The organism is Shewanella sp. 10N.261.52.F9 (genome assembly GCF_041471165.1).
Lineage (GTDB): Bacteria > Pseudomonadota > Gammaproteobacteria > Enterobacterales > Shewanellaceae > Shewanella > Shewanella marinintestina.
In genome coordinates this window covers 6475-19085 of sequence record NZ_JBFRNX010000002.1, presented here as the reverse complement: position 1 = coordinate 19085, position 12611 = coordinate 6475, and the positions used below count along the sequence as shown (strand labels likewise).

At 44.4% G+C, this 12611-nt stretch carries 13 protein-coding genes; 4 read left to right on the top strand and 9 right to left on the bottom strand.

The window, feature by feature from the left end; all coding sequences use genetic code 11:
• Positions 1–10: 10 nt before the first annotated feature.
• Positions 11–1177 (bottom strand): M24 family metallopeptidase, encoded by a 1167-nt coding sequence (locus AB4298_RS02055; RefSeq protein WP_220782606.1) that lies wholly within the window; start codon positions 1175–1177, stop codon positions 11–13.
• 339 nt (positions 1178–1516) lie between these two features.
• On the opposite strand from AB4298_RS02055, the gene AB4298_RS02050 reads away from it, so the two are divergent.
• The 4 genes from AB4298_RS02050 (at position 1517) to AB4298_RS02035 (ending at position 5218) form a co-directional block, all read left to right on the top strand.
• On the top strand, positions 1517–2197 hold the full coding sequence (locus AB4298_RS02050; RefSeq protein ID WP_248999869.1) for a helix-turn-helix transcriptional regulator: 681 nt from the start codon (positions 1517–1519) through the stop codon (positions 2195–2197).
• A gap of 19 nt (positions 2198–2216) precedes the next feature.
• Positions 2217–2600, top strand: a complete 384-nt coding sequence (locus AB4298_RS02045) for a RidA family protein (RefSeq protein ID WP_012157267.1) — start codon at positions 2217–2219, stop codon at positions 2598–2600.
• A 107-nt stretch (positions 2601–2707) separates the two neighbouring features.
• Positions 2708–3886: a diaminopropionate ammonia-lyase gene (locus AB4298_RS02040; RefSeq protein ID WP_248999870.1), complete on the top strand. Its 1179-nt coding sequence runs from the start codon at positions 2708–2710 to the stop codon at positions 3884–3886.
• A 393-nt stretch (positions 3887–4279) separates the two neighbouring features.
• A complete protein-coding gene (locus AB4298_RS02035) occupies positions 4280–5218 on the top strand; it encodes a YeiH family protein (RefSeq protein WP_371985586.1) in 939 nt (312 codons plus the stop codon).
• 345 nt (positions 5219–5563) lie between these two features.
• Here AB4298_RS02035 and AB4298_RS02030 read toward each other — a convergent pair whose 3' ends face one another.
• The 8 genes from AB4298_RS02030 to AB4298_RS01995 all read right to left on the bottom strand — a co-directional run.
• Positions 5564–6277 carry a DJ-1/PfpI family protein gene (locus AB4298_RS02030; RefSeq protein ID WP_371985585.1) on the bottom strand — a complete coding sequence of 238 codons (714 nt, stop codon included), beginning with the start codon at positions 6275–6277 and terminating at the stop codon, positions 5564–5566.
• A gap of 218 nt (positions 6278–6495) precedes the next feature.
• The gene (locus AB4298_RS02025) at positions 6496–7680 is read right to left on the bottom strand and encodes an HD-GYP domain-containing protein (RefSeq protein ID WP_248999873.1); all 1185 of its coding nucleotides are present in this window, start codon (positions 7678–7680) and stop codon (positions 6496–6498) included.
• Between the two features lie 240 nt (positions 7681–7920).
• Positions 7921–8196, bottom strand: coding sequence for a hypothetical protein (locus AB4298_RS02020; protein WP_371985584.1), 276 nt, complete (start codon positions 8194–8196; stop codon positions 7921–7923).
• Positions 8197–8222: 26 nt separating this feature from the next.
• Entirely contained in the window at positions 8223–8987 is a 765-nt protein-coding gene (locus tag AB4298_RS02015) for a DNA-binding protein (RefSeq protein WP_248999875.1), read from the bottom strand.
• Positions 8988–9024: 37 nt separating this feature from the next.
• Positions 9025–9570, bottom strand: a complete 546-nt coding sequence (locus AB4298_RS02010) for a core component of ECF transporter (protein ID WP_248999876.1) — start codon at positions 9568–9570, stop codon at positions 9025–9027.
• Positions 9567–10244, bottom strand: coding sequence for an energy-coupling factor transporter transmembrane component T (locus AB4298_RS02005; protein WP_248999877.1), 678 nt, complete (start codon positions 10242–10244; stop codon positions 9567–9569). Before AB4298_RS02005 ends, AB4298_RS02010 begins: the two co-directional genes overlap by 4 nt.
• The gene (locus tag AB4298_RS02000; protein ID WP_248999878.1) at positions 10234–11616 is read right to left on the bottom strand and encodes an ATP-binding cassette domain-containing protein; all 1383 of its coding nucleotides are present in this window, start codon (positions 11614–11616) and stop codon (positions 10234–10236) included. Before AB4298_RS02000 ends, AB4298_RS02005 begins: the two co-directional genes overlap by 11 nt.
• Positions 11617–11633: 17 nt before the next feature.
• A partial coding sequence (locus AB4298_RS01995) for a TonB-dependent receptor plug domain-containing protein (RefSeq protein WP_371985583.1) occupies positions 11634–12611 on the bottom strand: 978 nt, incomplete at its 5' end.

The following is a 12611-nucleotide window of genomic DNA, read 5'->3' as shown; positions in this document are numbered from 1 at the left end:
CTATATTAAGTTATTTGATAATCAATAATTCTGGTTCAGCGCGCTTGCTTAACCACTCAGCACCGTTCTCGGTGATCACGATGTTTTCTTCGTGAACCATAGACTTACCTGGTGCGTAAACCATGCCTGGCTCTAGTGTCATCACCATGCCTGGTACTAATAATGTGTTGTCAGTTGCGGTGTTAGATGGACGCTCAGTTAGCTCCATACCTAAGCCGTGACCTAGACGACCTACATCGTTACCTAGTGCACCGTTTGCTTCTAGTACCTTCCACATTGCGTTGTAGATGTCTGAAGTGGTGTTACCTGGACGTGCAGCGTCAAAACCAGCTGTAGTTGCGTCGTAAGTTGCACGGTAAGCTGCTTTAGTTTGCTCACTTGCGTGACCAAATGCCCAGTTACGGTCAAAATCTGAGAAGTAACCGTCACGTACAGCACCGGTGTCGATGATTAATACGTCGCCGTCTTCGATTACGCGGTCTGTTGGACCCATGATGATGCTGTCGTAACCGTCTTGGCCTGAACCTGCGATGATGTATGGACATTCATCAGCGCCTTCCATCAGCATGTCGATACCGAACTGCTTACAGATCTCACGCTCAGTCATACCCGCTTTTGCGTAACCTGGGATCTTGTCGAAGCCCACGTTAGTGATGCGACAGATTTCACGTACTTTTTCAATTTCAGCTTCAGACTTAACTTGGCGAAGCTCATGAACAGCTAGTGAAACGTCAACGAATTCTTTGCTTACTAAAGTCGTTAACTGTAGGTAGTTAGCAACTGGCATACGTAGGTGAGACTCAATACCTAGGGTTGCACCCACACGGCCAAAGCGCGAAGGTAGGCTGTTAAGTACGCTAGCTACAATGCTGATACCGTCGTCTTCTGGACGTGGTGACGCCCAAGTGTGAATATCTTCAATCCAAGTGCCCGCCATGCCGCTGGCGCCGATTTCAGGGATGACAGCGATTGGCTTGCCTTCTGCAGGAAGGATTAGGAACCATGGACGAGTAGGGCTGTGCCAGAACTGAGTGTGGAAGCCTGAAAAGTAACGTACGTTAGGCTCGGTAGTTAATATAATGGCGTCTACTTCTAGCTCACGCATTTTCTGCTGTGCTTTAGTTGCACGCATTTCAAATTCAGCTGTTGTAAATCCGCGCTGTAATATGCTTTTCATTTTTATCTCCACATCCCACAAACTGGCCTATTTGCCAAAAGGTCACTAAAGTGACCGGAAATCAGTTTTAGTCAACTATCGTTAACTTGGTGCGCATCATACTGTTTGCTGGATTTAAAAATGTGATGCATATCTCATAGTCAAAATCTGTTAACTCAGGATATGCTGTTAAACAGAAAAATCATGACCAAAGTCAAATATTTTAAACCATAGTTAAATTTAACTTGCTTAAAACCGCAAAAAAACGTCCCATAGTTACATAAAGTTGATTCAAGGGTTGAATTGTTAACCCAAAAAGTTGACAATAACGGCATATATAGTTCACAAAAGTAATCTGAAATGATCAAAGCGGCAGAACAGGCATTTAAAACGGAATTTACACCTAGAGATCGTGAGTTACTGCAAAGCTATTTCCATTTAGCTGAAAGCATGGCCGATCTAATAGGCCCTCACTGTGAAGTCGTGATCCATTCATTAGAAAGCTTTGAACAGTCAGTCGTAAAAATAGTTAACGGCCACCATACCGGTCGTAAAGTGGGATCGCCGATCACCGACTTAGGCTTAAAGATGCTGCGCCAGTACGAACAAACGGGCGAGTTAACACCTAAGAGTTATTTTAGTAATAACAAAGGTGGCGAGATGTTGAAGTCGAGCACCTGCATATTACAGGGCGAGAAAGGCCGACCAATTGGCATGTTTTGCGTAAACATGAACTTGTCGTACCCGTTCCCTGAAATCATTAAAACCTTGATGCCAGATACAACCCAGCATCACAGTTTTGATATGACAGAAAACTTCAGCGCATCGGCTGGAGATGTGGTTGAGCAAGCGCTAAACCACGCGATTGCAGAAGTCGAGGCTGATGACAGCGTCAATCTGAAAGGTCGCAATAAAGCTATTACTAAGGTGTTGTTTGATAACGGCATCTTTGAATTAAAAGAAGCAACTAACATAGTTGCTAACCATTTAAGCATTACCAAACATGCGGTGTACAAATACATCCGTGAATTTAAATCCTAATTATCGAGATAACAACGCTATGAAAACTGTAATCCATACTGAAAATGCTCCAGCTGCAATTGGTCCATACTCTCAAGCTCTTGCTTTCGACAAGTTAGTATTCACCTCTGGTCAGCTACCGCTTGATCCAGTGACTATGGCTTTCGTTGAAGGTGGTGTTAAAGAGCAAGCTTACCAATCTCTAAAGAACCTTAAAGCCGTTCTAGAGCAAGCTGGCGCAGGTACTGACACTGTACTTAAAACAACTTGTTTCCTAGCTAACATGGAAGACTTCGCTGTATTTAACGAAGTTTACACTGAAGTATTCGGTACTGAAGCAGCTCCTGCTCGTTCATGTGTACAAGCTGCTCGTCTACCAAAAGACGCACTAGTTGAAGTTGAAGCGATCGCTTTCATCAAATAACTTGAATTTGGCCATTAACGGCTAATTTAGGTCAATCTGACTGTCCATTTACCCATAAGAGTTAAATGGGCAGCAGTTCCCCCAGTTCAAAATATATAGTGGTTACTATGCTAAAGCTGACTCAAAATGATTTCTTTAACGGCGAGACTTCTGACCTTTTCACAGCTGAAGTTGCTGAAAAAACTCGTCAATTCCACCAGCAGATCGAAGCTTACCAGCCAACACCGCTGGTCTCTTTAGAGCAGCTAGCTGCGCGCCTAGGCGTTAAAGCGATTCTGGTTAAAGACGAATCTTACCGTTTCGGTCTAAACGCTTTTAAAGTACTTGGTGGTTCTTACGCATTAGGTAAGCAACTTGCTGAGCACTTAAATGTAGATATCAGTGAAATTGATATGAAAACCGTTGCCGCTAAACTAAGCGCGCCATTGGTTTTCGCTACTGCAACTGCTGGTAACCACGGTACTGGTGTAGCTTGGGCTGCACGTGAAATGGGTCAAAAGGCTGTTGTTTACATGCCAAAAGGTTCATCTCAGGCAAGCGTCACTCGTATTCAAAACTTAGGTGCTGAGTGTATCGTTACTGACTGTAACTACGATGACACCGTACGTATTGCTAACCAAACCGCGACTGAAAACGGTTGGATGCTAGTACAAGATACCGCTTGGGAAGGTTACGACAAGATCCCAACTTGGATCTCGCAAGGCTATATGACTATGGCTGTTGAAGCGCAAGAGCAAGTTGAAGCTATGGGTCTTAAACCAACTCACCTAATGCTACAAGCGGGTGTTGGTGCTATGGCTGGCGGCCTATTAGGCTACTTCGCTGACAAAGTTGGCGCAGCTAACTTCAAGACTATTATTGCAGAGCCTGCAAAAGCTGATTGTATCTACAACTCAGGCATTAAAGGCGAAATGGTTGCTGTTACTGGCGAGCTAAACTCTATCATGGCAGGTCTTGCATGTGGCGAGCCTAACCCTGTGACTTGGCCAATCCTAAAGCAGTGCAGCAGCTTCTTCGCATCAGTTGAAGACGAAGTGACTGCAACAGGTATGCGCGTACTGGGCAACCCACTAACTGGCGACACCAAAGTGGTTAGCGGTGAGTCAGGTGCTCTAACGCTAGGTCTACTTTACATGCTAGCTAGCCGTGAAGAGTACAGCGAATACCGTATTCAACTTGGTCTAGACCAAGATGCAGTTATCATGCTGTTCAGCACTGAAGGTGACACTAACCCAGACCGTTACCGTCAAATCGTTTGGGAAGGCATGCATAGCACTGCTAAATAAGTCTCTGACTTCACCCTCTAAAAAGCCGCTCTTTAGCGGCTTTTTTTGTTTTTAAAAGAAGGGACGGACGTCGTCCTGATAGGTTATAGGGCGTTCGCATCTCACTGCGAGGACGCCAACAAGTTGGCTGCTAGGAAAAGCATAACAGCACATCAAAAGCTGCCCCACGGAACTTCTTTACTTTTCCTTCTTAGCTTTTCCTAGGACCTAGGACCTAGAACCTCGTACTTAGGATCTATCTTTTCGTAGGGCCTAGGACCTTGCTTCGCCTTATCCTATTACCTTCTTAACATTCAATTTTTCTTACCCTAACCGTAAAGCGTATTTAATTTATTAAACACAGTTGCGCAGCTATAATTAAAGGCTGACTAGCAGCCTTTAATTATTAAATTCATGACCAGCGAAAGCCCAAACAAAATCCATTTAGCGCTATTTATCTTAGTTGGCCTACTTTGCCTAATGCCGATGGTATCGTCTCCAGTTGCGCTCATTTTAGGGTTTACGCTTGCCAGCATTGGCTGGGCACCGGATCAAATCCACCTTGGCGCACTGACGAAGAAGTTATTAGCCTACTCTATCGTTGGGTTAGGTTTTGGCATTCAATTAGATGCCGCCGTCAGTATCAGCCTACAAAACTTACCCCTCATTCTAGGCTCGATTGTATTAACCCTTGTTCTAGGCTTTGGCTTAACCAAACTACTTAAGCTCGATGCAAAGACCGGCCATTTGGTTGCCTCAGGCACCGCGATTTGCGGCGGCAGTGCGATTGCGGCAGTTTCACCTGCCATTCGAGCTAACAGCGAACAAACAGCTGTTGCCTTAGCCACAGTATTTATTCTTAACTCGATTGCATTATTTGTATTTCCCGCTATCGGTCATGCGTTATCGCTTAGCCAGCATGACTTTGGCGTGTGGAGCGCAATTGCGATTCACGACACTTCATCAGTTGTCGGCGCGGCTTCAGCCTACGGCAGCGAAGCACTGACAACAGCAACCACCATTAAGCTTGCACGCGCGCTGTGGATTATCCCTATCGCGTTAATCAGCGCCATCCTGTTTAAAGGCAATAAGAACAAGATCGCTATCCCCTACTTTATCGGTTTCTACTGCTTAGCCATTGCCATTGCCCACTGGCTACCCCAAGGGCAAGTGGTATATGAAGCAGTGTTTGAAGTATCAAAGCGCTTATTGGTAGTGTGTCTGTTCTTGATTGGTGCGGGGATCACCATTAAGAAGATGAAATCGACTGGGCCTAAACCACTGATTTTAGGCGTGCTGCTGTGGTTAGCCATCGGCAGCAGCTCGCTAGCGTATATTCTTGCTAGCCATTAGCTATTAACACGTTCTTTTAGCGATAATGCCTATATAAAAACAGCGCCTATGAGCGCTGTTTTTTGTTATTGTTTCGCCAAAATAATAAGCCAAGTAAGCAACTAAATGCGCCTAAATCGATTAACGCGCGCGTAAGCCCACTAGTTAGCAAAGAGGCTGCAATTAACACTGTGCAACACAATAATATTAGCCAGTTATTCAATGTAATCTCCCCTCTAAGGCAGGTGAATGAATAGCTATTATTGGTGTTAGTACTCGATCGCGCCAAGATCCTTTATTACTAATAAATAGCAATATCAGCTAAGGCTAGATGATTTACTTATAAAGCAGTGGCTTCTATGTAAGTTAACTGACTGCGTAAGGATCGTTATTAGGGTCATCATTCCACTGATATTCGGTTAAGGTTTGAATGCGCTTAGCCTCTTTTTCACCATGCAAATGTTTGACCCAAAACAATGCTGCATCCGTACCAGCAGAAACCCCTGATGAAGTTAAAAACTTACCATCAAATACCCAACGAGCCTTTGGTTGCCAATTAGGCTTTGCATTCAATGATGTCACCCACTGGTATGCCATTTTATTGGTGGTAGCTTTACGATCATTAAGCACTGAAGTCATCGCCAGCAAAGCTGTACCGGTACATACAGTAAACACGTTCTGGCTGCGAGCAGTCTGCAAGTTAAGCCATTGACGTAGGCTGATATCACTCACTAAATCACGCGTACCTAAGCCACCAGGAATAAGCAACAGATCGCAGTCATAAGTGTTGCTCGTTAAGCAATCTGCTAGCACTCTTGGGCCTTGATAGCTACGAACAATTTCCTTCGCCGCCACTAGCTTTATCTCGGTGTTCGGCATATGGCCTAACATCTCAACCGGACCATGAAGATCTAAGGTTTCATAGTCATCAAATACTAACGCTAGAATACGGTATTTACCTTGGGTAAAAGGCGTTTCAGTAACTAAAGGGTGTGAAATCGTTTTCGCCTGAAGCATAGGTGTCATGACCCCCCCAGCCATTAATAGCGAAGCGCCCTTTATAAACTGTCTACGTTGCATTTTTATCCCCATCAATATCAATATGAGGGTTTAGTCAGACTAATTAGTAATTAATTCAATGATTAGTATTATAAAAATAAAATCGTTCATCAAAATAAGAGACAGTTCAAACTCTGTCGCTTAGTGGGATCTTATACCGCTACTAAGGTGGATATTAAGCCTGTCGGTAAACAACAAAAAAGCGCCAAAGAAGGCGCTTTTAATAGAATGAAGCTGTGCTAATAAAACGGTGTTGGATCGATATCTAAACTGCGTGGTGAAATGCCCTTTTCAATATTAAAAGACGACCTCAGCAAGTCGACAATCTCAACCTTGGTGTAGCATTTATTTTTAATTGAATAGAAACATTTCACTTTTGGGTGCAAAGCGTCGCGCCCTTTCGCAGCCCAAACAATACCGACTCTGCCATCAGATAACTGCACTAATGAGCCAACGGGGTAAACACCAACGCAGCGTATAAACTCATACACTAGCTTTTGGTCTAGATGAAATGGCGTCAAACTAATTAAGATTTTAAACGCGGCTGCTGGGCTCATCGCCTCTTTATAACAACGAGTTGCCGTTAACGCATCAAAGATATCAACAATACAACTCATACGGCCATGAATTGGGATCTCATCACCTTTCAAGCCTCTAGGGTAACCATTGCCATCAAGCTTTTCATGGTGCATCAGGCTGATATCTTTACTGATTTGCGACAAGCCTTTAGTTTGAGACATGATCTCAACCGCGTATGTTTGATGCAGCTTTACATGTTCATATTCTTCAGCGGTTAGTTTGCCAGGCTTATTTAAAACCTGACTATCGACCTTGATCTTGCCGATGTCGTGCAAAATGCCACCAATTGCCAACTGTCTTAGCATATCGGTATCAAAATCAAGATAACGGCCAAATGTCACCAACAAAAAAGCGACATTAATCGAGTGTTCAAGCAGGTAAGCATCTTTAGAACGCAGCGCCGACACACACTTTAGTGCATCAGCATCGAGCATTACCGACTCGATCATGTTGTCGGCTAATGCTTCAAAGGGCTGAACCTCAACGGCTTTACCCTCAAAAGTTTCAGACAGCACTTTATGGATGAGATCTTTAGCCTCAACCATTAATTCTTTAGCTTGTTTTTGTGTTGTTTCGCGATCGACAGGTCTTTTTTTAATTACTGGTTTAGCGTCGATAACGCTGCGACCCAAGCCAAGATCTGGTGACGAACGTTCACCGTTCACCCACACATGAGTTATCTGGCTTTTATGTAGCTTGAGTATCGCTTCAGTACTGCGAATTTGTCCGGCATTGGCAATGTTTACTTTGCTGGTGTTTTTATCGATAGCCTCAACAAACATCCCAACTTTAAGCTCAGCCACAGGTATTTTTAATAAGCGAACGGATTCAGATGAATCAGCCATTATCTCTTAGATCCCCGTAAAATTTAGGTCTTAATTACGGCGATAATCTCTCGCCGTTAACCCCACAGTATTATTATCTTATGGCTCAGTTTTACTGAGTCCGTTTTTATTTTCTGTGAGAAGCTGACCATTCTATTCCGTGAACTATAAAATCTCTATAGATAATGTTAATTAATCTTCGCTAATACAACGTATCCATACCGTAAAAATGCTACATTTTAAGCAATTAATTAAACTATTTTACGACTCAGCATACCGCTTGTAGCACTGAAAACTCGTTGGCTGCCAGCGGCGATACATGCAGTTATAGCAAGAACGAAAAACATTATCAGTGTGTTCATCTTCATCGTCGCTCATAAATATCGAACATTGTGCCGCCGCCTCACGCGCGGCGGCATAATCAGTACAACCAAACTTAAACTGCCATTGGGTGCCAGCAGGTGTAAACCATTTAAGCATAGGTTCTTCTGGCGACTGCTCGGTATTAGTGTTGTGTTTATCTAAGGACTCTTTCATTGCCACCGTTTTAAGCCTCCCTTTATTTAGTAAGACTTCAGCTGTTGCTTACTAGCATTAACCCAAAGACCCGCCTCTTGAGCAACCAGCAATGCAAACTGATATTGGCAATATACGGCTTTAATCTTACCTCTTAGTGTCAGAACCTGATCATCTGCCAGACGTTCGCCATCAACAGAAATTACCGCCTGTAACCCAGTATTTGCTAACACATCAGCCACGTTCATCTGCACTTGCGTAGACTCATCGATATGCAGTCCTAACTGCAATTGACCTTTTACCCGTCCATCTTGACCACTAAGGCGCAAACCTAACCCAGCTAACGAGCCAATAATGCCTTGACCTGTGCCGCCATGCTCTGACAGATCGACCCCTAATTCAGTAGCCAAGCTATAAGCTTGCTCTTTGGTCTTAACCTCAACCTTAGATTGCTGACCAAAAGCGATTAACTGCGGCTGGTTATAATCAGAAGTTAAATCCAAAATGGCTAATCCCGGATCTGCAGCCGCTGCCGACTCTTGCTTTAAATGGGCGACACAGATTTGTTTGATCTGCTCCAAGCCCAACGCGCTATCAATTTGAAAACACATAGCACTGTTATGTGAGGTATAAGGAATATCAGGATGTACAAATAGCTGATGCCTAGTCACAGACTCGGTGATTGCTCGTTTAGATTGCACTGCACCACATTCAGCAGAAATAAGCTTAGCGACAATTTCCTCGGCGATTTCACCTGTGCCTTTAGTGCCAATATCATCGGTATCATCTATACAGATAAGCCACGTTTTCATCTAAAACCCTTATAATTTATTTGCTATCGTTTAATCGTTATTTTTCGTCTGTCAGGCTTCGGTGTAACAAGTCATGGGCATCGAGGCGCCGTAATACCGGAGGCACCAGCAGCGCTGCAGCCACTGCAAACATTGCACCTTGTAAGAAATTGATACCAAATTGCACTAGTGCAACTTGGCCACTCATACCCGCAAGCAAGTTACCTATCCAACCCTTACTCGCCCATGCAAGACAGCCAATTAACGCCAAAATGATGCTCTGCCAACGCAAGCTAAATAGACCAGACATAAATAGTAAAGCAAGATCCATCGCCATCGCTGGCAAACCAAACTTAAGTAAAATCATCGGCCCACCTTTGCCGACGCTCAGCATCATGGCGACTAGACCAGCCAATAAACCACATGCGGTGATACTGCCAACACGACCCACTGCGCCGTAACAGATAAGATAAAAGAAGGTCATTAGAAACATTGAGTGGCCACTTAAGCCAAGCTTGAGTCGCAACATACTTTTCAGTACAACTAATAATGTGGCGCAGAAGCCGATAAATAGGGCATCTTGTAAATCGAATGGTGACTTCATTCATCCTCTCTTGTTGCAGGCCAATGGGTTGGTTGATTAACTTTGCCGAAGTGTCGTAACTTGGCTGCTTTTGCCATCTGTTTAGACAGCTTTAATAATTGAATGAGCACAGGAAGCACTACGCAGTAGATAAGTTCAGGCCAATTTTTAGGGTTGCGTAATGCTTTAGGTGTGATACTTGCGCCGCGAAGGCATTGAATGGCGTAGATCTCTTTTGTCTCTTGCATCATGTAAGGCAGCAGACCAATAGACGCAGCAATAACAAACGCCCATTTAGACGGTAACCCCCAACTCAATACCTCGCCGAGACGCTCAGGGCTTTGAGTGCTCGACAGCCACCAGCCCGGAAGCATGGCTAAGAATACCCGCAGCACCACAATCGCACCGTCGAGTAACTGCGCTTCACCATGCAACAAATAATATAGTGGTAAAGTTAGCGCTAGCTGGATAACACCGACTCTAAGCAGTGCAGTGATCTTATTTTTAAGGTACAAACCATGGATAACCAAAATGCCATCCACCAACAGCAACCAACCTAAACCGCTATTGGGTAAGAAAAAGGCGCAGCTAGACAAAACTAAGCTCAACACTAAAGCAAAAGCGCAATACTGTGTTGCAGTTAATAAGGTCCCAAGGGGCTTTTTAGCCCCTGTCGCTGTACGTTTAGCCCACATTGAAATGTTCTACCTGCCCGGCACCATCACGTAAGACTGCCGACTCGATTAACCAATAACGATCAACAGCTAAACTGGACGCGCAGCGGTGACTAGTTAGCAAAATAGCGCTACCTTTGGCTTTAAGTTGCTCCAATAGCATCACTACTTTTTCAATATGCTGCTTATCAAGTCCAGCAAATGGATCATCAAGTAGTAACACTTTGGGCTGCAGGCACACCAAAGACGCCAGTGCGATAATGTGCTGTTGACCGTATGACAGTTTATGCGGTGAACATTGGGCTAAATGTGTTAAGCCTAGTCTTTGTAAAATCTGCTCGGCACGGCATAAAGGTAATTTAAAGCGCTTCAAGCTGAACTCTAGTTCTGCCAAAACACTTTGCTCAAACAGCTGCCGATTAGGCCGTTGCATTAATAAGCCCAGATCAGCACCATAAATACCAAGTTGTGGCCGCTTACCTAGAACTGAAATCGGCAATGTGGCAGTGTTTGCCTGAATACCTGCAAGGCTTTTGAGCAAGCTACTTTTACCGGCACCGTTATCACCAACCAAAGCAACTATCTCACCGCTATAAAGCGACAATGTTTGCGGACAATTAAATAGGCATTCTTGCTCTAAGAATCTAAACTGATGGGCCTTTATCTTCACCAGACATGCAGACTGTGCGGTAGCTTTATGCTGGATATTCACTGAAGAGTGCTTTGGTTCTGAATGAGTCAAAGCCAAAGCATCTACAGTTAAGTTTGTTGCGGTTAAATTACCGTTTTCTAGATCCCAGAGATAGTCGACTAAGGACGCAAATGCACTAGGATTATGCTCAACCATAACCACAGCCACACCCTCGTGTAACAAGGTTTTAAGCACTGCTTGTAGCTCAGAAACACCATTGTCATCTAGCTGTGCCCAAGGTTCATCAAGTAGTAATAACGATGGTTTAAACACCAATTGCGCCGCCATCATTAAACGATATTTTTGCCCCAAAGAGAGTACTTCCACAGGGGTATCTAAACTAATGTACAGTCCAACTCGTCTTAGTGATTGTTGTACTTTTTCAACCATCAGCTCGGCTGCAATGCCGAGATTTTCCAAAGCGAAGGCAATTTCTGCTCCTACGCTTTGACGTAATACTTGCACGTTAGGATCTTGCATGACTAAACCGACCAATAATGAGGGATGGCGATAAACCTCCCCCTCATAGGGCCGACAAAGCTCCCCAGCTAATAAGTGCAACAGGCTGGATTTACCAGAACCTGTTGGCCCATTAATACAGTGGCACTCTCCTCGATTAACCACCAAATTGAGATCGTCCAAGATCTCGCCTTGGTGCGAGCCATAGCCAAAGTGAATCCCTTCTAATGCTATGAGTTTCATAATAGTCCCCGAAAGACCTAGATTTGCCAGTTAATACCGATGAATACCTGACGACCAGCTTGCGGCAACGCCTCACTTTGGTCGTAGTTTTCATCGAGTAGGTTAGTCGCTCTTAAATACACTTCTAGCTTGTCATCCATAAACGGCTGCACAAGGTTAAGATCAACTAAGGTGTAGTCATCTAACTGCTGCTCAACTAATACTTTGTTGCCACCCACTTTATGCTGTGCGTAATACACCTGATCCATAATGCGCTCTACGTTTAAGTTAACGCGCATGCTGAATGGCAAGGTATATTCAGCTTGAAAGCGAACCTGATGCTTCGGGCGGTATTCCAAGGTTTGCATCGCTTCTTCAGCACTCTTATCTTCAGTATCTAAGAAGCTATAAGAGAAAGTCATAGATAGATCGTCAAAGCTGTTATTTTCTAGCTGTAGATCAACACCTTTAAAACCGTAACGCCCCATATTCTGGTAAACGCCATCAAGATCTTTAGCAATATAATCTTCAGCATCAGTGTAATAACCAGCAATATTTAGCTCAGTTGAATAACCAAGTTGCTGCAATAGACCTAGTTCATAGTGCTCAGAAGTCTCGGCTTGTAACTCTGCATTACCTGAAGATTGTGCGTAAAGGTTACGCATCGATGGGAAGCGGACTTTACGAGCCACCCCCATGTTGATTCGCGTATCTTCTAATACTTGCCAGTAACCAGATAATTGTGCTGAATAGTCATTCTCAGACTCATTGACACGGTCTTGATCATGGAAGGCACCACCTAGCGTCACGCCATAGTTATTACCTTGGTACTGGTATTCCAGAGCTGCGGTATATAACCAAGATGAATCATCAAAGTTGCCGCCAGAACCGCCGCCGTTGCCGCCACCTGAACCACCGCCGTTACCGCCACCTGAACCACCGCCGTTACCGCCGCCTGAACCACCACCGCTACCGCCGCCTGACTCACCACCGTTGCCGCCACCTGAACCACCGCC